Origin of the sequence: Methylocella sp. CPCC 101449, from assembly GCF_031921685.1 — a bacterium.
In the GTDB taxonomy this organism is placed as follows: domain Bacteria; phylum Pseudomonadota; class Alphaproteobacteria; order Rhizobiales; family Beijerinckiaceae; genus Terripilifer.
In genome coordinates, this window is sequence record NZ_JAPDHU010000001.1 from 2,095,235 (window position 1) to 2,118,792 (window position 23,558).

General features: G+C 62.6%; 21 protein-coding genes and 1 tRNA gene. 8 read left to right on the forward strand and 14 right to left on the reverse strand.

All coding sequences use genetic code 11. The features are described from left to right. Positions 1 to 46: 46 nt before the first annotated feature. Complete coding sequence (locus tag OIM99_RS09705) at positions 47 to 1,147, reverse strand: diguanylate cyclase domain-containing protein (protein ID WP_311850134.1); 1,101 nt, start codon at positions 1,145 to 1,147, stop codon at positions 47 to 49. A gap of 291 nt (positions 1,148 to 1,438) precedes the next feature. On the opposite strand from OIM99_RS09705, the gene OIM99_RS09710 reads away from it, so the two are divergent. Next, positions 1,439 to 2,209 carry a ferric reductase-like transmembrane domain-containing protein gene (locus OIM99_RS09710; protein WP_311850135.1) on the forward strand — a complete coding sequence of 257 codons (771 nt, stop codon included), beginning with the start codon at positions 1,439 to 1,441 and terminating at the stop codon, positions 2,207 to 2,209. Here OIM99_RS09710 and OIM99_RS09715 read toward each other — a convergent pair. The 6 genes from OIM99_RS09715 to OIM99_RS09740 form a co-directional block, all read right to left on the reverse strand. After that, entirely contained in the window at positions 2,190 to 3,218 is a 1,029-nt protein-coding gene (locus OIM99_RS09715) for a TIGR01620 family protein (protein ID WP_311850136.1), read from the reverse strand. The two genes, OIM99_RS09710 and OIM99_RS09715, sit on opposite strands and share 20 nt — an antisense overlap. 19 nt (positions 3,219 to 3,237) lie before the next feature. Further along, a complete protein-coding gene (locus OIM99_RS09720) occupies positions 3,238 to 4,728 on the reverse strand; it encodes a YcjX family protein (protein ID WP_311850137.1) in 1,491 nt (496 codons plus the stop codon). Positions 4,729 to 4,845: 117 nt separating this feature from the next. After that, positions 4,846 to 5,841 (reverse strand): hypothetical protein, encoded by a 996-nt coding sequence (locus OIM99_RS09725; RefSeq protein ID WP_311850138.1) that lies wholly within the window; start codon positions 5,839 to 5,841, stop codon positions 4,846 to 4,848. 96 nt (positions 5,842 to 5,937) lie between these two features. Next, positions 5,938 to 6,465 carry a histidine phosphatase family protein gene (locus tag OIM99_RS09730; RefSeq protein WP_311850139.1) on the reverse strand — a complete coding sequence of 176 codons (528 nt, stop codon included), beginning with the start codon at positions 6,463 to 6,465 and terminating at the stop codon, positions 5,938 to 5,940. Between the two features lie 8 nt (positions 6,466 to 6,473). Then, a complete protein-coding gene (locus OIM99_RS09735; protein ID WP_311850140.1) occupies positions 6,474 to 7,316 on the reverse strand; it encodes a MoxR family ATPase in 843 nt (280 codons plus the stop codon). A 22-nt stretch (positions 7,317 to 7,338) separates the two neighbouring features. Next, positions 7,339 to 7,593 (reverse strand): GlsB/YeaQ/YmgE family stress response membrane protein, encoded by a 255-nt coding sequence (locus OIM99_RS09740; protein ID WP_311850141.1) that lies wholly within the window; start codon positions 7,591 to 7,593, stop codon positions 7,339 to 7,341. A gap of 190 nt (positions 7,594 to 7,783) precedes the next feature. On the opposite strand from OIM99_RS09740, the gene OIM99_RS09745 reads away from it, so the two are divergent. The 3 genes from OIM99_RS09745 to OIM99_RS09755 all read left to right on the forward strand — a co-directional run bounded on the left by OIM99_RS09745 (position 7,784) and on the right by OIM99_RS09755 (position 10,283). Next, positions 7,784 to 8,755 carry an amidohydrolase family protein gene (locus OIM99_RS09745; protein WP_311850142.1) on the forward strand — a complete coding sequence of 324 codons (972 nt, stop codon included), beginning with the start codon at positions 7,784 to 7,786 and terminating at the stop codon, positions 8,753 to 8,755. 40 nt (positions 8,756 to 8,795) lie between these two features. After that, complete coding sequence (locus tag OIM99_RS09750) at positions 8,796 to 9,971, forward strand: VWA domain-containing protein (protein ID WP_311850143.1); 1,176 nt, start codon at positions 8,796 to 8,798, stop codon at positions 9,969 to 9,971. A 235-nt stretch (positions 9,972 to 10,206) separates the two neighbouring features. Continuing rightward, positions 10,207 to 10,283: transfer RNA gene (locus OIM99_RS09755), tRNA-Glu, on the forward strand. Here the strand turns inward: OIM99_RS09755 and OIM99_RS09760 are convergent. The 3 genes from OIM99_RS09760 to recA form a co-directional block, all read right to left on the reverse strand. Beyond that, complete coding sequence (locus OIM99_RS09760) at positions 10,284 to 11,369, reverse strand: YeeE/YedE family protein (protein ID WP_311850144.1); 1,086 nt, start codon at positions 11,367 to 11,369, stop codon at positions 10,284 to 10,286. Between the two features lie 142 nt (positions 11,370 to 11,511). Next, the gene (gene alaS / locus OIM99_RS09765; RefSeq protein WP_311850145.1) at positions 11,512 to 14,193 is read right to left on the reverse strand and encodes an alanine--tRNA ligase; all 2,682 of its coding nucleotides are present in this window, start codon (positions 14,191 to 14,193) and stop codon (positions 11,512 to 11,514) included. Between the two features lie 463 nt (positions 14,194 to 14,656). Then, complete coding sequence (gene recA / locus OIM99_RS09770) at positions 14,657 to 15,724, reverse strand: recombinase RecA (RefSeq protein WP_311850146.1); 1,068 nt, start codon at positions 15,722 to 15,724, stop codon at positions 14,657 to 14,659. A 276-nt stretch (positions 15,725 to 16,000) separates the two neighbouring features. On the opposite strand from recA, the gene OIM99_RS09775 reads away from it, so the two are divergent. The 4 genes from OIM99_RS09775 (at position 16,001) to OIM99_RS09790 (ending at position 18,122) form a co-directional block, all read left to right on the forward strand. Continuing rightward, positions 16,001 to 16,489: a hypothetical protein gene (locus OIM99_RS09775; protein ID WP_311850147.1), complete on the forward strand. Its 489-nt coding sequence runs from the start codon at positions 16,001 to 16,003 to the stop codon at positions 16,487 to 16,489. Between the two features lie 119 nt (positions 16,490 to 16,608). Next, positions 16,609 to 17,091 carry a hypothetical protein gene (locus OIM99_RS09780; RefSeq protein ID WP_311850148.1) on the forward strand — a complete coding sequence of 161 codons (483 nt, stop codon included), beginning with the start codon at positions 16,609 to 16,611 and terminating at the stop codon, positions 17,089 to 17,091. 78 nt (positions 17,092 to 17,169) lie between these two features. Next, a complete protein-coding gene (locus tag OIM99_RS09785) occupies positions 17,170 to 17,472 on the forward strand; it encodes a hypothetical protein (RefSeq protein ID WP_311850149.1) in 303 nt (100 codons plus the stop codon). Between the two features lie 161 nt (positions 17,473 to 17,633). Beyond that, entirely contained in the window at positions 17,634 to 18,122 is a 489-nt protein-coding gene (locus OIM99_RS09790) for a MarR family winged helix-turn-helix transcriptional regulator (protein ID WP_311850150.1), read from the forward strand. Positions 18,123 to 18,129: 7 nt separating this feature from the next. On the opposite strand, the gene OIM99_RS09795 is transcribed toward OIM99_RS09790, so the two are convergent. From OIM99_RS09795 to cckA, 4 genes are all read right to left on the reverse strand, one after another. Further along, positions 18,130 to 19,113, reverse strand: coding sequence for an aromatic ring-hydroxylating dioxygenase subunit alpha (locus OIM99_RS09795; protein WP_311850151.1), 984 nt, complete (start codon positions 19,111 to 19,113; stop codon positions 18,130 to 18,132). Positions 19,114 to 19,119: 6 nt separating this feature from the next. Continuing rightward, on the reverse strand, positions 19,120 to 20,103 hold the full coding sequence (locus OIM99_RS09800) for an ABC transporter substrate-binding protein (RefSeq protein ID WP_311850152.1): 984 nt from the start codon (positions 20,101 to 20,103) through the stop codon (positions 19,120 to 19,122). A 165-nt stretch (positions 20,104 to 20,268) separates the two neighbouring features. Continuing rightward, positions 20,269 to 20,631 carry a hypothetical protein gene (locus OIM99_RS09805; protein ID WP_311850153.1) on the reverse strand — a complete coding sequence of 121 codons (363 nt, stop codon included), beginning with the start codon at positions 20,629 to 20,631 and terminating at the stop codon, positions 20,269 to 20,271. A gap of 113 nt (positions 20,632 to 20,744) precedes the next feature. Continuing rightward, the gene (cckA, locus tag OIM99_RS09810; protein ID WP_409371490.1) at positions 20,745 to 23,324 is read right to left on the reverse strand and encodes a cell cycle histidine kinase CckA; all 2,580 of its coding nucleotides are present in this window, start codon (positions 23,322 to 23,324) and stop codon (positions 20,745 to 20,747) included. Positions 23,325 to 23,558 lie beyond the last annotated feature (234 nt).

Here is a 23,558-nt window from a genome sequence, read left to right on the forward strand (position 1 = left end):
GAATCACCGGCGCACAGAAAATATCATGCCAATCGATGGAAGATGCTTACGAGGCGCGGGCGCTGCGGAAACGGCGGCGTTCCTGGCCGGTCGGCAATACAACCGGCGGTGGCACGGCGTTCATCATATCGGAGGTGAACACGCGGAACGTGTCCCGGCCGCCGGCTTTCGCCGCATAGAGGGCGGCGTCGGCTTGGGTGAACAGCTCGCTGACCTGACGTGTGCCGATACGGGCGATGCCGACCGAGGCGCCCATTTTGAACGACCATAGGCTGCGTTGGATCGGCTGACGGATCGCCGCGACGATCCGCTCGGCCGTCATTTCGATGGCGCGGTCGCTCAGGCTGGCGTCGAGCAGAACGGCGAATTCGTCGCCGCCGATGCGCGCCACCAGGCAGGCCGTGGCGCAGACGGCCTGCAGACGCTGGGCCGCCTCTTTCAGGCATTCGTCTCCCAAGGCGTGTCCGAACTGGTCGTTGATCTGTTTGAAACCATCGAGGTCGATCAACAACAAGGCGCTGAAAGGTGCGGGTGCGGCTTCGTCCTTGCCGAGGGTTTCCAGATGCGCCTGAAAGGTCGTGCGATTGGCGAGGCCGGTCATGACGTCGAATTCGGCGAGATGGCGCAGGCGATCGGAGAGGATCTTTTCTTCGGTCACATCCTGTTTCATGCCGAAGATGCGCACCGGCGCGCCATTCTCGCATTCCACCGTGGCGGTGATGCGGATCCAACGGCGTTGGCCTTTGGCGGTGATGATTTCCGCATCGAGGTTGAAACCGCCACGCTCGGCGATGGCGCGGCTGCGCCGTTCATGCAGCAGGCGCAGGGACTCGGGCGTGTAAAACGTCAGCAGGTTCTGGCGGTCGAGCGGCGCGCCGCGGGGAAGCTCGAAAAGGTCATAGACCTGATCTGTCCAGGTCAAGGCTTCGTCGGCGAGATTGCATTCCCACACGCCGATGCGCGCGGCAGCCGAAGCGCGATCGAAAATCTTGCGGCTATGGGCGAGGGCGGCCGATTGTTCGCGAATGAACTGTGTCTGGGTTTCGAGTTCCGCCCGTAGTCGCGTGATGATGGCGGTGAGGTCCTGCCGGCGATTTTCGCCAAATCTATCAGGCCAGCTTTGATCGGGCCTTGGGGCGATGGACATAGATCAGGGCTCGATATCTGTGAGCAGGACTTTGTGACGATAGAGCAGGAGCCTTAACGCTTCCTGCGCTGCAAAACAGAAATCCACAATTTCAACTGTTTCTCAAGCGGGCTCACGGCAATTGTGAGACAGCGTGATGGGAAATTTCATGGCAATCGGTTGCGGGCCAACTAGACTATTTCCATGGCCGACCTAGTTCTTCCGTCGTGGCTGCCTTTCACGGACCGAAATGGTCGTGTGCCGCCGCTCAAATTCATTGCCTTTGTTTTATGCATCGCGCCCGTGGTGTGGATGGCCGTTCAATGGCAGGCGGGCTGGCTGTCGCCCAAGCCGGTCACCGACATTCTGCGTCAGACCGGCGATTGGGCGATGCGGTTCCTTGTCATCACCTTGGCAGTAACGCCGCTGCGTTGGACGGCGCATTGGAACAAGGTCTATGCGGTCAGGCGTATGCTTGGCGTGACGGCGCTTCTCTATACGTTGGCGCATCTGCTGTTCTGGTTCTGGCAGCAGGATTTCGACTGGGGCCCGATCGTGATGGAAATGGTGTTGCGCACCTATCTGTCGGTCGGTCTTGCCGCGACATTGATCATGGTTGCTTTGGGCATCACCTCCAACGATTGGGGCGTGCGCAAGCTGGGCTCGGTCGGCTGGAACAATCTGCATTGGTGGGTCTATCCGGCGGCCATTGCCAGTCTCGTCCATTATTTCATGCTGATCCGTCTCAACGCCTTCGAACCGGCTTTGATGGCAGGGTTGCTGGCGTTGAGCGCGGGCTTCCGTTTCCTGCGCAAGCGCGAGAGCGATTTCACGCCGCTCAGCCTCTTGGCCTTGGCGGCGCTCGGTGGTCTTGCGACCGCGCTCATCGAAGCGGGCTATTACGCCTATTCGACGGGCGTCGACGTGCATCGCTTGCTCGAAGCCAATCTCGATTTCACCTATGAGATCCGGCCGTCCTGGTATGTGTTCGGCGCCGGCGTGCTGCTGGCGGTGCTGCGCATCCTGCGCAAGCCGGCTGTCATGGCCAAACGCACGGCGCGCGTTAGTCCTTCTTCGCGCTGAACAGGAACGGCGCGACATCGCCGACACCCGGCGGATCGTCGACGGAGAAAGGCATCGGCCGGCACACCGCCATGGCGGAAAGGCCGACGCGCGCCGTCAAGAGACCGTTCAACACGCCTTCTCCAAGCCGTGCCGAAAGTTTCGCCGCGATGCCGTGGCCGAGCAATTGCTGCACCAGGGAATCGCCGACCGCCATACCGCCGGTGACGGCAAGATGCGCGCCGACCGATTTGGCGATGCGCAGAAAGCCGAGCAGGCCCGGTCGGCCGCCATAGATTTCCGCCGTGCGGCGCACGAGACGGATGGCTTGCGCCACGACGAAGAGAACATCGAGCAGCGCGCGGGGCGAAATGGCAGTGACCACTGAAACGCGCTTGGCCGCATTGGCAATCTCGCGTTGCACCTGTTCGTCGAGCGGGTGAATGAGGCTGCGTTCGGCGATGTCGATGAGATCGCGGCCATCGACAATCTCGCGCGCCGTGCGCAAGACGACGGAGCGTCCCTGCGCCGTCTCCGGGCGTTTCGTATAGAGCGAGGCGAGATCGGTGACGAGTGAGCGGGCGGCGTCGCGATCATCCTTGATACGCGCTTCGGTGAGCGCCGCATGCAGTTTGGCGATATGGCGCTGGCGCAGCACGCCGGCAATCTCGCGGCCGAGCAGAACCGCAAGAGCGAGAATGGCGAGCGCCAGCAAAGCAACGCCGATCCAGCCCAGAGTGAGCGAGCGTGCGAACAGATCGTCGATCAGCGTGTTGAACCAGAGGCCGAGCGCCAAGGTGATGAGGCCGCTGATGGCGGTGCCGAGCACGCCGCCCCAGGACAGGAACCGGCGTGCGATGATGCCGCGCGCCTGCGCATATTCGGTGACGGCGTTTTCCGTTTCCGGCGTCGCCGTCTCCAGCTCGTAGGCGTCGGGCTGCTCCTCGATCGTGGCATGGGTCGTCGCGGGGGCGCCGTCCGCATCAAGGCGGAAAGCGCGGGGGCGGCGGATGGGGGCGTCCTGGGTCATGGGCTATAGCGTTTCACAGCTAGAGAAGGCGGTCGCCGAGCAGGAATTCAAGCGCCCGGTCCATGCGGATATGCGGCAGGGGCGCCGGGCGCCCGTCGATCTGGCCTGCAATCGGTGGGCGGAACCGGACGAAACGCCAGTCGTTCTCGCCCTCCGGCAAGGCCAGGCCATCGCCGCGAAACACCCGTTTCGGATCGGCCGGCAATTCGCCGGGGAAGATGGCGGCCTCGGCCTTGCCATCGAAAATCTCGCCATCGACCTTTTCGCCGGCGAGCGGCACGCCGATGATGGCCTCCAGGCTTGTGCCGTTCTGGCGGATCGAGGCTTCGCGCGTGGCGCGGACGGCGGCGAGCGCGATGACATCGACACCGGCGCCGACCCCTTCGGCGCGGTGGATGGCGCGTTCGACGAGCAGTTTCAGAATGGCCTCCAGCCGGTCATGGTTGGAATGGTGCAGATGATCGGCCTTGGTGGCGGCAAACAGAATGCGATCGATGCGCGGGCGGAAGATCGTCGAGATGAGCGACGAGCGGCCGGTGCGAAAGGCCGTCATCACGTCGGTCATCGCCGTTTCGAGATCGCGCACCGCCGAGGGGCCGGAGTTGAGCGCCGACAATGTGTCGACCAGGACGATCTGCCGGTCGAGCCTGGCGAAATGATCGCGGAAGAATGGCCGCACCACATGGGATTTATAGGCTTCGTAACGCCGCTCCATCATGGCGGCGAGCGAACCCGAGGCGATGCCGGCACCTTCGCTCAACGGCAGCGGCGCAAAGGTGAGTGCAGGCGAGCCTTCCATTTCGCCGGGCAGCAGAAAGCGGCCGGGCGGCAAGGTCGAAAGCGCCAGCGCATCGTCGCGACATGCCCTGAGATAAGCGGTGAAGAGTTCGGCGGCGCGGCGGGCCTGTTCCTCGCTGGCGGGGCCTGAAGGATCGAGCGTGGCGAGAAAGCCGCGCCAATCGGCGGCCAGATGGGCGCGCGTCGCCGACGTGCTCGCATCGATGGTCTCGCGCGACCACTGCGCATAGTCCTTGGCGAGCAGCGGCAGATCGAGCAGCCATTCGCCGGGATAATCGACGATGTCGAGGGCGAGCGAGGCGGGGCCCTTGCGCCAGCCCGTGGCGCGTTCGAATTCGATGACGATGCGCAATTCGGAAATGCGCCGCGTCGACTGCGGCCATTTTCTGAGATCAGGGCCGTCGGCGCCGCCGGTGAGATCGGCGAAATGATCCTCATAGGCAAAGCGCGGCACCGCATCGTCGGGCTGCGGATCGAGAAAGGCGCGGGTCAGCCGTCCCTCGGCATGGACGCGGAAAACGGGAAAGCTGCGCTGTGCGCGGGTCTCGGCCGAGAGGCGTAGCAGATGATGCACCAGTGCGGTGATGAAGACGGTCTTGCCGGAGCGCGACAGGCCGGTGACCCCCAGGCGCAGGCCCGTGCCGGTGACATAGTCGGCGACGCTCTGCGTGGCGATGCGGGCTTCGTTGAAGAGGTCCGAGAACAGGCTCAAGGGAACTTTCCGGCGGGTTGCAAAATCTTCGTTTTGACGCGTCTTTGGGGCGCTTGGCTCAGCTAAACTGCAAAACGCTATGCCCTATGTAAGCGCAGTGGAACCGAAATCCCAATTTCACTCGGCCGGGAGGCGGGCTGGCATATTGTCGACCGCGCGCCGTACCAGATCGGTTTCGGCCCGATAGGGGCCGATTTCGACCGAGGCCATGTTGACGAGCGCGAGGAAGAAATTGGGCGTCGGGCGGCCTTCGGCGTCGAACAGCTTGAGGTCGTCGGTCGCATTGGCGGTGATGCCCTCGCTCATCTTGGCGGCATAATTGCGGATGCGCACGGTTTCACTGGCGCAGGCGACGAGCGGCACCGCCGGACCGGGCGAGGGCCCCAATGCCGGCAGGCCGAGCGAAGCGATGCGTACGGGCGCCAGCGAGATGACGGGCGCGGCCCGCTCACCCAGGCCGACGGCGATGGAGGGTGCGCGCATCATGGCGGGGCCACGGTCGGGCACGCGCGAGCGCACGACGAACGTGCTGTGGACGCGTTTGCCGCCGCGCTGGGCGCTGCGTTGCACGCCGCCCGGTCGATGGGAGGCGAGCCAGCGTGCCCGCAGCGTATTGCCGAGGCCACGGGTGGTGAGGCCCTTCACATTGGCGCTCTGGCGGCGAACACCGCTTTTTGCACCACTCCTCGTGCCGCCGACGCTCGCCACGACAGGGCCGCCGCATTCGGCCGGCGCCCAACGCGAGATGATGGCGAGCGCGCTCTTGCGATTGAAGTCGAGATAATAGCGGCGCAGCAATTGCGCGGCGACGGCAGCGCCCTCGTCGGCGGACGAGAAGGCCACATGGCCGGCATTGTCGGTGGCGATCTCGCCGCTCCAGCGGGCGCTTTTGACGCACCAGTAATTGTTGAGGCGGATGCAGCGCGGCAGATTGGCGGGCTCCTGCGCGCTCAGCATGCGCAGGCGGCGGGAGAGGTCGGTTTCCAGATGCAAGACCGCTTGCGCGCGCCAGTTGGACACGGCGCGGTCGGCGGGCATGTACAGGGCCGGCGTCAGCGCCAATTGCGGCGCGGAACCGACATTGAGCAGCAAGGCGAAAATCTCGGCCAACATCTGCTGATCCGTTTCAAGCGTTCTGCGGTTACAGGTTACGAAAACGCATCAAACAAATGATTGACGGCAAAATGGTGTTTTGAGCGGAAATGCCGCTCAATCGTCGCCGTCGTCACTGTCGGGGCGCAGCAGCTTCGGCGTGGTGAAATAGGCCAAATGCGCCTTTGCCGCGTTCAAATCGATCCATTCCGGAGCATCGAAGGCAAAGACCGCCAGGGCCGCCGTCGGGAAATGATCTATTGTGTCGGGGGAACCGCTGAGGGTTGCCAGCGAATGAGCAAGTTCCCCCATGCCGGGGTTATGGGCGATGATCATGACGCGCTCCGCCGGCGGTGGCGTCTTCATGACCGCCTTCAGAAGCGTCGCGCTATCGGCCAGATAGAGCTCGGGATCGAGATGCTGTTCGACTGTCCGGTCGAACTGGGCGGTGACGATGTCGAACGTCTGGCGCGTGCGCTCGGAGTCCGACACCAGAGCAAGGTCGGGAACGAGACCGCGTTCGCGCAGATGCTTGCCGATCAGGGCCGCATCGCGTTCGCCGCGATCGGTGAGTTTGCGGCCATGGTCGCCGTTGGGCGAGGAGCGCTCCGTCTTGGCGTGGCGCAGAAGAATGAGCTGAAGCATGGTCGCTGTTACCGCTCACGCCGATTGAGGAAGACGAGGCGTTCGAACAGATGCACGTCCTGCTCGTTCTTGATCAGCGCGCCGTGCAGCGGCGGGATGGTTTTCTTGGGGTCGCGCTCGCGCAGGGTTTCGACGGTGACGTCCTCGTTGAGCAACAGCTTCAACCAGTCGAGCAGTTCGGAGGTCGACGGCTTTTTCTTGAGGCCGGGAACATCGCGGACCTCGAAGAAAATCCGCAGCGCTTCTTCGACCAGCCGCTTCTTGATGCCGGGGAAATGCACGTCGACGATGCGCTGCATCGTGTCGTGATCGGGGAAGCGGATGTAGTGGAAGAAACAGCGGCGCAGGAAGGCGTCCGGCAGTTCCTTCTCATTGTTGGAGGTAATGACGACGATCGGCCGCTTGACGGCGCGGATGGTTTCGCCGGTCTCGTAGACATGGAATTCCATGCGGTCGAGTTCGAGCAGCAGGTCGTTGGGGAATTCGATGTCGGCCTTGTCGATCTCGTCGATCAGCAACACGGGCCTGATGTCACTGGCGAAGGCTTCCCACAATTTGCCGCGCCTAATGTAGTTGCGGATGTCGGACACTCTGGGGTCGCCGAGCTGGCTGTCGCGCAGGCGCGACACCGCGTCATATTCGTAGAGGCCCTGCTGGGCCTTGGTGGTCGATTTGATGTGCCAGGTGATCAGCGGTGCCTTCGTCGCCTGGGCGATTTCCTCGGCCAGCACGGTCTTGCCCGTGCCGGGCTCGCCCTTGACCAACAGGGGACGTTCCAGAACGATGGCCGCGTTGACGGCCACCTTCAGATCGTCGGTGGCGATATAATTGTCGGTCCCTTCGAAGCGCATCGCGCTGATCACCCTTTCTATTTCAAGCTCGCTTTATCAACGTCACAATCGCCAGGATTATGACAGCGCCGATGGTGGCGTGGACGATCGATCCGATGACGCCGGCACCGAGCGAAATGCCTAAACGGGGAAACAGCCATCCGGCGACGAAGGCGCCGACAATACCCAGAATAATGTTGCCGAGAAGGCCGAAGCCCCCGCCGCGCACGATGACCCCGGCAAGCCAGCCGGCGATGGCGCCGATAATGAGCGTGGTGAGAATTGCCGTTAATTCCATGAACAGCCTCCGTCCCGTGGTCCCAAGCCCGAAACCGGGCCAGACTCAACGAAACTAGTGCGGCCCCGCGGCGATGGCGAGCGGTTTCTTGGGGCGGTTTCTTGGATCGGTCAGAGGGCGGTTTCGTTCGCTGGCCGGCTGCGCTATGGCCTTTAGAGAGAGTCTAGAAAAATCATTTGGAGGAAACGACATGGCCAGAAACGACATGGCGCTGACGGGCCGTATCGACGTTCATCACCACGTCTTGCCGGAATTTTATAAGGACGTGCAGCGGCAGGCCGGCATCATGGGCAGTGCCTATCAGGCCTTTCCGGAATGGACGGCGGAAAAGTCCCTCGCCTTGATGGACGAGACGGGCACGGCCACCAGTATCCTGTCCTTTACCTCGCCAGGCATTTTCTTCGGCGATGTGGCGCAGACGCGAGCCTTGGCGCGGCAGTTCAACGATTGGCTGGCGGATCTCGTGGCGCGTCACCCTAAACGTTTCGGCGCCTTCGCTTTTCTGCCTCTGCCGGATGTCGATGCGGCTTTGGCCGAGATCGCTCGTGTCTTCGACGATTTGAAGCTCGATGGCATCTGCCTGCTGACCAGCGTCGACGAGCGCTATATAGGCCATCCGGATTTTTGGCCGGTCTACGAGGAATTGAACCGGCGCAAGGCGGTGGTGTTCATCCATCCCTGCTATCCGCCGGGCACCGAAGCGCGGGGATGGGATATTCCGCGCATGCTGGTCGACTATCCGTTCGAGACGACGCGTGTCGCCACCAACCTGATCTTCAATGGCGTCACCGAGAAGCTGCCTGATATCAAGTTCATCCTGTCCCACGCTGGCGGCACCTTGCCGATGCTGGCGCATCGCATCTCGCTGTTCGACAAGAAGACCAAGCAGCAGGGCAATTACCCCAAGGGCGCGCTGCATTACATTTCACGTTTCTACTATGACACGGCGCTCAGCGGCCATGCGGCACCTCTCGACGCGCTGACCGCTTTCGTGCCGCCATCGCAAATCTTGTTCGGCACAGACTATCCCTATGTGTCCGAGGATATCGCCATCGCCGAAACGAAGGGGTTTGCGGCCTATGGCAAGTTCGATGCGGCCACCCGCGCCTTGATCGATCGCGGCAATGCGGAAGGGCTGTTTCCGCGCCTGAAGGAGCTTTAGGCGGTTGGACAGGGCAGGTGCGGAAGGTTAGGATCGCCTCATGTTCCTGACCTTCTTCACGGCGCTCAAGGATGCGCAGGTGCCCGTCACCCTGCGCGAATATCTCGTGCTGATGGAAGCGCTCGATCAGGATTTGGCCGACAAGTCGGTCGATGAATTCTATTATCTGGCGCGCACCATTCTGGTGAAGGACGAGCGCAATCTCGATCGCTTCGATCGTGTGTTCGGCACCGTGTTCAAGGGGTTGGAGAGCCTCGTCGAGGCCATGGAAAAGGCCGAGATTCCCGAGGAATGGCTGCGCAAGCTGGCCGAGAAATATCTCACCGACGAGGAAAAGCGGCAGATCGAAGCCATGGGCTGGGAGAAGCTCATGGAGACCTTGCGGGAGCGGCTGCGCGAGCAGAAGGGCCGTCATCAGGGCGGCAACAAATGGATCGGCACCGCCGGCACGTCGCCCTATGGCGCCTACGGTTACAATCCGGAAGGCGTGCGCATCGGCCAGGACGGCAACCGCAATTTCCGCGCCGCCAAAGTGTGGGACAAGCGCGAGTTCAAGGATCTCGACGGCGACATCGAGCTTGGCACGCGCAACATCAAGGTGGCGCTGCGGCGCTTGCGTAAATTCGCCCGCACCGGCTCACCCGACGAACTCGATCTCGATGGCACGATCCGCGAGACGGCGCAGCGCGGCTATCTCGACGTGCAGATGCGACCCGAGCGGCGCAATGCCGTGAAAGTGCTGCTGTTCTTCGACATCGGCGGCTCGATGGATTGGCACATCAAACAGGTCGAGGAATTGTTCTCGGCGGCGCGCGCCGAGTTCAAACATATGGAGCATTTCTACTTCCACAACTGCCTCTATGAGGGCGTGTGGAAACAGAACGTGCGCCGCTTCACCGATCGCACGCCGACCTGGGACGTGCTGCACACCTACGGCCACGACTATAAGGTGATCTTCGTCGGCGATGCCTCGATGTCGCCCTATGAAGTGACGATGCCGGGCGGTTCGGTCGAGCACAACAATTCGGAAGCCGGCATTGTCTGGCTCGATCGCGTTACACGCACCTATCCGCATGCGGTGTGGCTCAATCCGGTGCCGCAGAACCAATGGCGCTACACGCAATCGATCAAGCTGATCGAAGCGGCCATGGAAGGGCGCATGTTCCCGCTCACCATCAAGGGCCTCGAAGAGGCGATGCGGGAATTGGTGCGGTAGTCAGCCGATCCACGAAAGAGTTGCATGAAGCTGTACATTCGTGTAGGTGACGCGACCATGATCACGCGAGCCACCATTTTCATTATCGTTGAAGAACGCGAGGAAGATATTTTCTCGCGGTGATCATGCATGCGGATCGCCGTTAGGCGGTCCTTGCTATTCGACATATGTCGTTACGAGCCCGCCCGATGAAATCCGGCGGGCTTTTTGTTTGCGCAAAGGGTCCGTGAACCAGCCGCCCATAGTTTACGCTGGTTAGAACGCTGGCCTTTCAAGCCGGAAGACGGGGATCGTCGCCCCGTGGGCGGACCATTACGCGCGGATAGCGCCGGATTTCACCGCGCCGCTGCGCGCCTTCACGGCGGCGCGGCTGTCGACGGCGATGCCGATCCACATGCCGGCGGCAATGGCGGCGATGGCGAGGAAGGAGCCGGGCGACAGGGTCGAGACGCCGGACAGGCCCTGGCCGGTGGTGCAGCCGAGCGCCATGACGCCACCAAAACCCATCAGGATGGCACCGCCGAGATAGCGCAGCATCTGGCGCGGGCCATCGAAGCCTTGCAGGCGGAAGCGGCCGCCGATCAGCGACGACAGGAACGCGCCGCCGAGCGCACCGGCGAGGAAGGCGACACCGAAGTCGATCTTCGCGCCGGTATAGGTCATCAGATATTGCACGCCATTGGCCAAAGGCGCGATGAAGGCGCCGCTCCACGGCTGCAATTTGTCGAAACCGTCGTCGCCGAGCAGAACGGAGGCGCTCCAGCCCGCGGCAATGGTGGCGCCGATGGCGACGGCGGCAAAGCCGCGCCAGGCGCCGGCGAAAACGGCGAGCGCCAGAGCGCCGATCAGCGCGACACCAGCGATCACATAGCGGCCGGCGGCGGCAAGGCCAGCGGTGGTGGCGAGATCGGCGGCCGGGGCTTCCGGGCGGGCGATCGCCTCGATCGGCAGGCGCGGCGGCGCCAGGATGCCGCGCATGGTGGCATAGGCGGCGACACCGGCGACGAGGATGACGACCATGGCGCGCAGATTGCCGCTGGCGGCGAGCACGGTGAGACGGCCGGCACAGCCGCGCGTCATTGCGGCGCCGAGGCCAAAGATCAGGCCGCCGACGACGAGGCCGATGAGACCATTGGTGTTGGAGAGATAGACCGAGGCCGACAGATCGAGCACGCCGGCGCCAACGAGGATCTGGGTGAAGGCCAGGGCGGCGAGCACGCCGGCGAAATAGGCCGTGAGACGGCTGTTGGAGCCCTCATTGCGCGCTTCTTTGAGGCCGCCGAGCAGGCAATATTGCGAACTCTCGGACATGGCGCCGAAGACGAGGCCGATGAGCGCGGCGGCAAGCGCCACGGCAAGGCGGGGTTCGCCAGCAAAAGACTGGATCTGTGCGAGCATGACACGCTCCGCCGGTCGCGCCGGCCATTGAGAACTTGCCTCGTATATAGGCGCGTCTGGCGGCGATAACAATGTGATTTCAGTATAATAACATTTTTGAAATGTATTATAACGGGTCGGCCAATCGGGCGTTGCTGGGGGTTCAGCCCCCCAGCGCCTGCGCGATGGCGGCAATGGCTTCGTCGGCCTTGGTGCCGTCGGGGCCGCCGGCCTGGGCCATGTCGGGACGGCCGCCACCGCCCTTGCCGCCGAGCTTTTCGGAAGCGAGGCGGACGAGATCGACGGCGTTATATTTGTCGGTGAGGTCGCGCGTGACGGCGACTACCGCGCCGGCCTTGCCGTCGGCGGTGACGCCGACGATCGCAACGATGCCGGAACCGACGCTCTGCTTGGCTTCGTCGGCCAGCGATTTGAGATCCTTCATCTCCACGCCGGACACCGAGCGGCCGAAGAATTTGACGCCGCCGATATCGCGCACCGCATTGTCGCCGCCACCGGCGCCGCTGCCCATGGCGAGTTTCTTGCGCGCGTCGCCCAGTTCCTTATCGAGCTTGCGGCGCTCGTCGATGAGGTTCGTCAGGCGGCTGGCGGCGTCGCTCGCGGGCGCCTTGAGCAATTGCGCGAGTTCGCGCAGGCGACGGGCTTCCTCGTTGAGGTGGTGGCGCGCGCCATCGGCGGTCTTGGCTTCGAGGCGCCGCACGCCGGCGGCCACCGCGCTTTCATCGACGATGGTGATCAGGCCGATGTCGCCGGTGCGGCCGACATGGGTGCCGCCGCACAATTCCACCGAGAAATCGCGGCGGTTATTGTCACCACTTGCATTATCGCCGCCCGCATTGGTGCCCATCGACACGACGCGCACTTCATCGCCGTATTTTTCGCCGAACAGCGCACGGGCGCCGGACGCAATGGCATCCTCGACGCCGAGCACGCGGGTGATCACCGGCTCGTTCTGCAAGACGACCTTGTTGGCGATGTCCTCGATCTCGGCCAGTTCCGCATCGGTGATGGGCTTGGGGTGCGAAAAGTCGAAGCGCAGGCGGGTGTCTTCGACGAGCGAACCCTTCTGGGCGATGTGATCGCCGAGCACCTGGCGCAGCGCCTCGTGCAGCAGATGGGTGGCCGAGTGATTGGCGCGGATCGCCGTGCGCCTCATATGATCGACGCTCAGTTCGACCGGCATTTCGAGGACGAGTTTCGACGAGTCCTTGGCGACTTCCACGTCGTGGACGAAGAGATCGCCGAGCTTCTTCTGCGTGTCCTTGACGGTCGCTTTGATGCCGGCGGCGGTCAGGCGGCCGGTGTCGCCGACCTGGCCGCCGGATTCGCCATAGAACGGCGTCTGGTTGACGACGACGAGGCCGCTTTCGCCCGGCAGAAGCTCGTTCACTTCCTTGCCGTCGCGCACGATGGCCTTGATGATGCCTTCGGCCGCTTCGGTCTCGTAGCCCAAAAATTCGGTGGCGCCGATGCGATCCTTGATGGCGAACCAGATGGTTTCGGTGGCGGCTTCGCCGGACCCGGCCCAGGCCTTGCGCGCTTCGGCGCGCTGGCGCTCCATCGCCGTGTCGAAAGCGGGCAGATCGACGCTGATGCCGCGGGCGCGCAGCGCGTCCTGGGTCAGATCGAGCGGGAAGCCGTAGGTGTCATAGAGCTTGAAGGCGGTTTCGCCCGAGAGGCTGGCGCCGGCAACGAGCGTCTTGGTCTCATCGTCGAGAATGGCGAGGCCGCGCGCCAAGGTGGTGCGGAAGCGGGTTTCCTCAGTGCGCAGCGTTTCGGTGATCAGCGCTTCGGCGCGCACCAGTTCCGGATAGGCGCGGCCCATTTCGCGCACCAGTTCCGGCACGAGGCGCCACATCAGCGGCTCCTTGGCGCCGAGCAATTGGGCATGGCGCATGGCGCGGCGCATGATCCGGCGCAGCACATAGCCGCGGCCTTCGTTCGACGGGGTGACGCCGTCGGCGACGAGGAAGGAGGACGCCCGCAGATGGTCGGCGATGACGCGGTGGCTCGCCTGCTGCGGACCATCGGGATCGACGCCCGTCGCATCGGCGACGGCGCGAATCAGCGCCCGCATCAGGTCGATGTCGTAGTTGGAATGGACGCCTTGCAAGATCGCGGCGATGCGCTCGAGGCCCATGCCGGTGTCGATCGAGGGGCGGGGCAGCGGCACGCGATCGCCGGGCGCGATCTGGTCGTACTGCATGAACACCAGGTTCCAGAATTCGAGGAAGCGGTCGCCGTCCTCATCGGGCGAACCCGGTGGTCCACCTTGCAGGGCCGGGCCCTGGTCGTAGAAGATTTCCGAACACGGACCGCAGGGGCCGGTGTCGCCCATCTGCCAGAAATTGTCGCTGGTCGGGATGCGGATGATGCGATCGTCGGAGAAGCCGGCGATCTTGCGCCACAGCGCATGGGCCTCGTCGTCGGTGTGATAGACGGTGACGAGCAGGCGGCTCTTGTCGAGGCCGAATTCTTTCGTGATCAGCTTCCACGCCAATTCGATGGCGTGTTCCTTGAAATAGTCGCCAAAAGAGAAATTGCCGAGCATTTCAAAGAAGGTGTGGTGGCGCGCCGTATAGCCGACATTGTCGAGGTCGTTGTGCTTGCCGCCGGCGCGCACGACCTTCTGACTGCTGGTGGCGCGGTTGTAGGGCCGCTTCTCGACGCCGGTGAAGACGTTCTTGAACTGCACCATGCCGGCATTGGTGAACATCAAGGTCGGGTCGTTGCGCGGCACGAGCGACGACGACGGAACGATCTCGTGACCATTCTTGGCGAAGTAGTCGAGGAAGGTCGACCGGATTTCGTTAACGCCGCTCATCTTGGGAAACTAAACCTCACCCGTCGTTGCAATTGGCTGCGGCCCCAAGCAGGCGGCATGCCGGGCGGGCTTGCGCTGATCATGGTCGCAGGGGTGCTTGGCGGAGCCTGGCACCGCCGGAAGCGGCCCGTTCTAGCGTGGTTTGGAGGAAAATGAAAAGGCCGCTGTTTCGGGGCTGTTTGCCGGGGAAGGCTGGACCCGATGGCTTTCAGAAAAGCCGCGATTGCAGCGCCCGTGAGCAGGCAAAAAGGCCGAGGGGCTAAAAAAGGGGGGGCGAAACGGGAGCACGCCGGACATACGCTCCGGCGACGCGCTCCCGTTTCGCAAGACGGGTGGGACAGGGAGGGGCCTGTAGAGGGGACCGTTCCACAAAACCGATGCGAAAACGTGTTGGCGGCACTGCTTCACGTTTTCGATGCGACCCTGCCCGCGCCCGTATTCAGCGCAAAGAGGGATCTTTGCCTTATTCGTCGTCTTCCTCGGCAGGGCCAGCGTCGATCTGCTCGGCGATCAGACCGGCATTTGCCCGAATGGCGGCCTCGATGCGGTTGGCGACATCGGGATTGTCCTTCAGGAAGGTTTTGGCGTTCTCGCGGCCCTGGCCGAGGCGCTGGGAATCATAGGAGAACCAGGCGCCGGATTTCTCGACCACGCCGGCCTTGACGCCAAGGTCGACCAGTTCGCCGTTCTTCGAGATGCCTTCGCCATACATGATGTCGAATTCGACCTGTTTGAACGGCGGGGCGACCTTGTTCTTGACCACTTTGACACGGGTCGAGTTGCCGATGACCTCTTCGCGGTCCTTGATGGCGCCGATGCGGCGGATATCGAGGCGCACCGAAGCGTAGAATTTCAAAGCGTTACCACCGGTGGTCGTTTCCGGGCTGCCGTACATCACACCGATCTTCATGCGGATCTGGTTGATGAAAATGACCATGGTCTTGGAACGCGAGATCGAGCCGGTGAGCTTGCGCAGCGCCTGGCTCATCAGGCGCGCCTGCAGGCCGGGCTGTACCTCGCCCATTTCGCCTTCGATTTCGGCGCGCGGCGTCAGGGCCGCCACCGAATCGATGACGAGGACGTCGATGGCGCCGGAGCGCACCAGGGTGTCGGTGATTTCGAGCGCCTGTTCGCCGGTGTCGGGCTGGGAAATCAGGAGATCGTCGAGCTGCACGCCGAGCTTACGGGCATAGACTGGGTCGAGCGCATGTTCGGCGTCGACGAAGGCGCAGACGCCTCCGCGCTTCTGCGCCTCGGCGATGACATGCAGGGTGAGGGTGGTCTTGCCGGACGATTCCGGACCATAGATTTCGACGATGCGGCCGCGCGGCAGGCCGCCGACGCCGAGCGCCACGTCGAGGCCGAGCGAACCGGTCGGCACGGTCTCGATTTCGACCGCCTGCTGGTTCTTGCCCATCCGCATGATGGAGCCTTTGCCGAAGGCGCGCTCGATTTGGGAGAGGGCGGCGTCCAGCGCCTTAGTTTTGTCCACGGAACTACCTTCCACGAGGCGGAGATTGGCTTGGCTCAAGGGTCTGCTCCTTCTGGCACGATGCCGGCAAACAGCGCAACGGCGGGCGTTTCTTTGTCTGTGGAGGAGAGTGTACGCTGTTTGTTCTCACTCGCAAGTTCTTTTTTTGTTCCTGCCACTTGCTCCTGACAGGAAGTGTCAGGATATGGTTAAGACTTAGCTGGTGAGCATTCATCATTCGGGATCATTGCAAGGCTCTGTTAGGCACGTCTTCTTGCTTGGCTGGCATGTGCGCGAGACGTCACCCACATTAGGTCGTGAACCGAGGTTGCTCTCGTGGATGAAACTGGCTTCAAGCTCTTCGACTGGCTGTTCAAGTCTCTGCTGCAGGACGCGCTCTGGTATTGCCTTAAACGTCCTTGGCTGCCGGCCATCATTTTTTTCCCGCCGGTGATTTTTGGCGACCGGATTTTCGCGAGCGGTTTCAGCACTGCCTTGTATTTGAGCGGAGTGGTGGTCCTCATCGTCTGGAACTGGTGGCGGGAGAAGCAGCAACGGGCACCACACGCTACAGGGCCAAGTCGAACAAATTCCAAGCGCTCCTTCGCTCATCTCTTAGCCGAAGTGGTCGGAAGCGCCTTTGCTCTGGTTCTGATAGGCCTTGCGATCGTCTATCTCGACCCTTGGACGATGGTGGGAATCCTGGGCCTGCCCTTTGTGGCTTTATTGATCTGGGGGTATTGGCAGCAGCGTCGTGCCGAGCAGCGTCTTGCCAATCGGCCGCCGCTCGACAATGCGATCCGGCGATCCGTCGATGAAAGATAGGTCAAATTTTGCGACCGCTTCTGCGGACCAATGGTAACTCGGTCTTAGGCAAATCGGGGCATGGCGCTAGATTGAGGGCCGAGGATCTTCACTGTTCCAGACTTGGCTGGATTGCTTGGATGCGAGCACTGCTTAAGTACCTCACAGGCCGTCCGGCTCTGCTCTGGATCGTCTTTGGTGCGCCTGTCTTCTTTGCCGTTACGCAAATGCTGCCGGCCTCGACCATGGGAACGGCCATCATATGGGGCGCATGGGGGCTCGTCCTTGTGGGCTGTATCGTTGGGGCTCGTGTTGCGAAGCTCGATAACGCCGATCTCGTCGCGTTCAATCAGCACTACATCGCCAAGCGATTTCCTCGGCTCAACGCGGTTGTAGATTGGGGAATGGACTTCGCGATTATCGGTTTTGGTATCTACTATCTTCTAAGCGCAGCCGAGCGTGGAGTGATTGGTGAACTTGGTCGTGGGGGCCACATTGAAGTGATGTTCCGGGACCATCCCATTGAGTTCTTGTTCACCTTTGGTTTGTTGCTTCTTTTCATCTTGCTTGGAATTTGGAGATTTGTCCGTTTGTTCCGGCGGCGATCGGAAGAAAAGCAGTGAAACGTTTGCAGGCCACGTGATCGCCATCGACGCAGGCAAAGAAAGACGCAGTCCCTGTTGATCGCATCGAGGCTTGGTATGGCTTTGTTGAAATATATCGCCGGGCGTCCCTACCTGATGCTCTTCATTGGGATCGTTGTACTCGTGGTGTTCTTTGAAATGCAATCGGTGCCACGCCCGTTTGCGGCTCTGATCCTTGCGATGTATGCCGTTGTGAGTGTGGCAAACATTTTAAAGATGCGCCCGCCGAGCACGGCGACCTTCTTTGATCACATTGTTACCTTCGTCAATCGCAATGGTTTCATCACTGGATTGATCATCGCTTGCGTGTTTGGTGTTGTTATATGGCTAACCGGCGCATTCAATGGGCCGCTCCGATAAGCGCGATTAGGCGGCGTTGGCTGAAGCCAAGAGAAAGGGCGCCTGTCGTGTCCCACCGAGAAAGACGTCTCGCTTAATCTTCAATCCGCACAGCCCGATCATATGATATCCAGTTGCTTCTTTTAGTCTTGAGTCTGACCGTTCTTTCCATGGTGGGAAACATGTACGCCCGCACTCGCTCGCTCGGCTTCGTCGTCAATCAGGCCGCCCGGCTCATGCATAAGGTCATGCGGGCGCAGCTCGATATGAAGGGCATGCAGCCGGCCTTCGTGCCGGTGCTGCTGTGGCTGTCGGAAAGCGACGGGCTGACGCAGATGGAGCTGAGCCGGCTTGCTGCCGTCGAGCAGGGCTCGATGGCCGAGATCGTCAAGCGGATGGAGAGCGAGGGCTTCATCGAGCGGCGGCAGGACAAGAGCGACGGCCGCAAGCAGACCCTTCATCTCACCGTGCGGGCGAAGCGGCTCAATCCGAAGGTGAAGGACTGGCTCGATGCCAATAATGCGAGCTTGGCTGTCGGCGTGTCCGAGAAAGATCTCGACACCTGTTTCGACGTGCTGGGCCAGATCATCGGCAATCTCGAAGCGCAGCTTCCCACCGATGCCGGCAAGGCGAAGACGGTGCGCAGGCGGCGCGCCTCCTCGGCCGATTAATCCGCCATCAGTTTGATTTGTGCCGTTCGGCCATGATCGCCTGCGCGCGGGCGATGGCCTGATCCTGGCGCAGGTTCATGTCGCGCATCTCGGGAAAGGCCAGAATGGTCTTGTGCTGCGCTTCGACCATATCGCGATCCTCATCATGCACTTTGGCGTTTTCCGCATCGAGCTTTTGGGTGAGTTCGGCATCGTCGATGAGGAAGTTGCGCGAGATGGCGACGAAATAGTGATGGCTCGTCGCGCTCTCCGGCGTGATGAAATGATCGAAGCGCAGATCGAGCGCGCCGTCCGCATCTTCATTGCGCACGAGGATCAGCACATTGCCGGGCGGCTGCCATTCGGAGATAGAGCTGCGATCGACGAGGCCCTTGAAGTCACGCCAGATGCGGTGCGCCGGCGGCGGCTCGACATCCTTGAAAATGCGCGTGCAGCGCACGCGATCGGCAAAAGCTTCGACGACCAACGGGTCTTCGGCCAGGCGGTTTTGCGCGAAGGCGATGGTGCGCGCATGGACAAAGGCGACATGGGAGAGATCAAGGAGATTGTTGGTGACGAGTTCGCCTGGTGCGCGCACATGCAGATATTGCGCGAGTTCGGCATTCCACGTCTCGTCCTCGCGCCACGGCAGCGCTGGGAGATCGGCATCCGGTTCGCCCGCATCCGGCCAGATCCAGATCAGGCCGTAGCGTTCGATCACCGCATAGGCGCGAGCTTTCAGCGTTGAGGGAATGCGGCTCTGCGCGGGAATATGTTCGCATGTGCCGTCGCCGGAAAATTGGATGCCATGATAGGGGCAGGCGATGGTCTCGCCGATGACATGGCCCATCGACAGCGGTGAGCGCCGATGCGGACACACGTCGGCCAGCGCCGCGACGCGCCCCTTTTCCGTGCGGAAGAGAACGACAGCTTCGCCGAGAAGAGTGCGCGCCAGCGGTTGGTTGGTGAGTTCGCCGCTGGTGGCGGCAACATACCAGTAGTTCTTCAACATGGGGCTTCAACCGCCGACGAATTGATTGGTGAAGAGATCAGCGACCGGCGTCGTCTTCTCGATCAGGCCATTGGCGAGATAGAACTCCTGCACTTTGGCGACGCGGGCCGGATCGAACTGGCCCAAGGGAATGCCGTTGCTCGCCGGATAGACTTTCTGCGCATAGAAGTTGAGGATTTTGGCGATCGAGGGCAATTCGCTGTCGGGGCGGCCGATTTCCTTCAGGTAAGTCGCGGCGCCGTCCTGCGGATTGGCGGCGACGGCAGCGACGCCTTTCAGCACGGCGCTGACGAAACGGCGCACGAGATCAGGCCGCGCCTTGATCGTCGCGTCGCTCGTCAGAATGGCTTGCGCCATCGCCGGGAAGGCGCTGTCGATTTGATAGGTTTCGATTTCGACCGCATTGTTCTCGAGCGTGACGGCCCATTCGGGCGCACCGACGATGGCGTGCAGATTGCCGCTCGCCATCAAGGCGGTGATGCCTGTCGGCCCCACAGCCTGAATATCCGCGGCGCTCTTGTCGAGGCCGACACTCGCGAGCACGCCAAGCAGATTGTAGAACGAGGTATCCTGATAGCTGACGACGCCGAGCTTCTTGCCCTTCAGATTGGCGAAGGTGCGGATGCCTGCATCCTTGCGCACGATGAGTTGATGCAGGGCGCGGCCGCCCAGCAGCGCCACGGCGCGCACGGGAATGCCGTTCGGGCGCAGGATGATCGAGGTATCACCGATGCCGCCGGCGAGATCGGCATTGCCGGCGCCGACCTGTTTGGCGCCATCGACACCGCCCTTGGCCGCCTGGAATGTCACGTCGAGATTCTCGGCAGCGAAGAAACCCTTGGCCTTGGCCACCTGAAAGGGCGCGAAGGCCGGCAAAGTCGGGATCGTCGGGAACAAATAAAGCAGTTTGTCGGCGGCGAAAGCCGGCCGCGTGCTGAGGCAACCCGCGGCCAGGAGGCCGCCCGTGAATGTTCTTCTGTTCAGGTTCATGACGCAGCCTCGAAAAGCGGGGAGGCTTGAAGGTGATCATGAGACTAAATCTAAGTCAATAGGACCCTATGTATTTTGGCCGACGCCAAATCCCATGCGGCTGCGGCGGCGTTTCACCGCTATGTAAAGGCGCGTCAAAGCGTGAGAGGCCGGAAGACAGCCCCGTTAGCGGCCGGTTTTGACTTCCCGGAAGCCGACATAGTCCTGTGGCGCGGCGCGTTCGATTTCGCGAAACGTGCCTTGCGGGGGCTGTTGTTGCGGCGGGTGCTGCACGGGCATCGGGCGGATCGAGCCGACCGGGATGGGATCGGGGCTCCGGTTCGCTGTCGCGGTGGAGGCCGGCACGGGAATGAGTTTGATGGTGTGCCGGGTTGGCCCGTTGGCTGGTGTCGGGCGGATCAACAGGAGGGCGGTGACCGTGCCCAGCACCGCGAGACTGATCAGCACCAGTCTTGCCCGGGCGCCGGGCTGCTGGCGGCGACGATAGCTCTGGCGAGGTCGGGGCAATTCCTGAAAGAAAACGGGCAAGGTGCTCATCCTGGCGGGGCGTGTGACACGCAGGCCGCCACAGCTTCCCGCAACATGGTGAACAAAGCCTTGCCGAAAGCGCCGCGCAAAATCTTGGGCGGCGCGAAATCGCGCTAGCCCATCGCTGCCTTCACCGTTTCGATGAGCTGTTTCAGCGGGAAGGGTTTTGGCAGGAAGCCGAAATCCTCGCCGGCCGGCAGGTTGCGGGCGAAGGCATCTTCCGCATGGCCGGACATGAAGACGATTTTCGCCGTCACGCCGCGCTTGCGCAGTTCGCCGAGCATGGTCGGCCCGTCCATCACGGGCATCACCACGTCGGAAACGATCAGATCGATCTGGCCGCCGACCTCGCTGACGATGTCGAGCGCATCCTCGCCATTGCTGGCTTCGTGCACCGTATAGCCGCGCGAGGCGAGCGCACGCGACGCGAAGGCGCGCACCGCCTCCTCGTCTTCGACCAGCAGGATGGTGCCGTGGCCGGTGGCATCGGCCGCCGGGCTGCTGTTCGCCTTGGTGTCCTCGCGCCGCGCGTTCTCTTCCTCGGCGGTCGGGATGTGACGGGGCAGGTAGATGCGAAACAGCGCGCCCTTGCCGGGTTCTGAATCGCAGAAGATGAAGCCGCCGGTCTGTTTGACGATGCCATAGACCGTCGACAGGCCAAGGCCGGTGCCCTTGCCCACTTCCTTGGTGGTGAAGAAGGGCTCAAACATCTTCTCCTTCACCTCCGGCGGAATGCCGGCGCCGGTGTCCTGTACTTCCACCACCACGTAATCGGCGGGCACGAAGCCGGGCTCGGTGACATTAGCCGCTTCGGCGGCGGTGACGTTCTTGGTCGCCAGCATGATCTTGCCGCCATCGGGCATGGCATCGCGCGCATTGACGACGAGATTGACCAGCACTTGTTCGAACTGGTTGATGTCGGCCTTGACGAACCACAGATCGCGGCCGTGGCGCACGTCGATCTCGACTTTCTCGCCGACCAGGCGGCGCAGCAGGATTTGCAGGTCGGACAGAGCGTCGTTGAGCTGCAGCACCTGCGGGCGCAGGGTCTGGCGCCGCGAGAAGGCCAGGAGCTGCCGCACGAGGCCGGCGGCGCGATTGGCGTTCTGCTTGATCTGCATGATGTCCTGGAAGGACGGATCGGTCGGCCGGTGGCGGGCGAGCAAGAGATCGGAAAAGCCGATGATCGCCGTCAGCACGTTGTTGAAGTCATGCGCGACGCCGCCGGCGAGCTGGCCGATTGCCTGCATCTTCTGCGCCTGGGCGAAGCTTTCCTGCAGGGTCTTCTGTTCGGTCGTGTCGAGCGCGAAGATCACGGCGCTGGCGTCATCGTTGCTGTCTTCGCCGGGCGTGACGAAGAAACGGGCGGACCGTGGCGGTTCGCCGCCGAGGCCCGCGTCGACCGGTTCGGTGTCGGTGCGATGGGCGAGGGCATCGGCGATGGCCTTGCGCAAGGTCTCGCGGTCGCGATCGACGACGCTGGAGAAGATCGAGCGGCCGGTGTCGGTCGCGCCCGACACCGCCTGCGGCATCAGGCGGGCGAAGCTGGCATTGGCGTTGAGAATGGCGCCATCGCGATCGACGGTAGCAATGGCCATCGGCGTCTGGTTGAAGAAGCGGGCGAAGCGAACTTCCGCGGCGCGCAGATTTTCCGCCGGCTCTTCGCCGGGCGCGCGGTTGATCACCAAGGTGCGCGAAGGGCCTTGCGTGCGGTCCTGGGCGAAAGCGACGCGATGGATGACGCGCACCGGCAGGCTCTGGCCGTTGCGACGCTTGAAATCGACGTCGAAGGTTTCAGTGCGCACTTCGCTGGCGCGGCCGGCCACGGTGCCGATCAGATGGGCGCCGTCGCCGGCGACGATATCGGCCAGCCGCAGGCCGCCGGAGCCATATTGGGCGAGATCGTAATCGAGCCAGCCGGCGAGGGTGGCGTTCATATAGTTGATCTTGCCGTCGGCGCCGCAGGAGAAGAAGCCGGCCGGCGCGTGATCGAGAAAATCGATGGCGTGTTGCAGTTCCTGGAAAACGTTCTCGTGGCGGGCGCGCTCGCGGGTGACGTCGGCGACGGTCCATAGCGTGGCGCGCTTTTGCCCGAAGCGTTCGAGGGGGCGCACGCGGATGCGATACCAGCCGACGGCACCTTCGCCCGACAGCGGCGGGCTCAGGCGCAGTTCTTCGGAACCGCGTTTGCCGTCGCGTGCCGCCTGGGCCAGGCGATAGATCGCCTCGGAGACTTCAGGGGTGCCGGAGAACAGGCGCTCCACCGTGCGCAGATCGGCCAGGTCGTTGGCGCCGGCGAGCGCCATATAGGCTTCGTTGGCATAGAGAACGCGGGTGTCGCCTTCGGTCACCAGCATGCCCTCGACGCCGGTGTCGGAGACGAGCTTGGTGATGTCGTTCTTGGCGGCTTGTCCCGACAATTGCAGGAAACCGACCGCATAGGCGAACAAGCCGATGACGCCGATGATCGCCAGAAGGGCGAGCAGGCCCAAAGTGAGGCGGCCGGCGTCTTCCGGGCTCAGAAAAGAGAAGGAGGCAGCGGTGCCGACCAGCACCAAGGCCAGCACGAGGACCATGCCGGGGCTGCCGGTCCGCTCTGTGCGGTCGACGACGCTGCTCGAGGCGTTCGGCGCGGCATTGGCCGCAGGGCTCGGCGAAGCGCTTGGGGTGGATCCCTGGCTAACCTGGGTCATGAAGGCTCGATCTGGCGCAGCCCGTCCGCCGGGATGACAGTTGGAGAATCAGGCCGGAATAGTGCGAATTCAAGTTAATTGCACGAAAATCGAATGAAATCATCAGGGCGTTGTTTCCACGGGCCGGCTACGGTTCTATGGACATCAGCCAACGGTCATCGTGGTTAACCATTTCTTAACGTCGCGAAATATCGCGTTGTCAGCCGTGCTAAAGTATTGGCAGATGATAAGGCC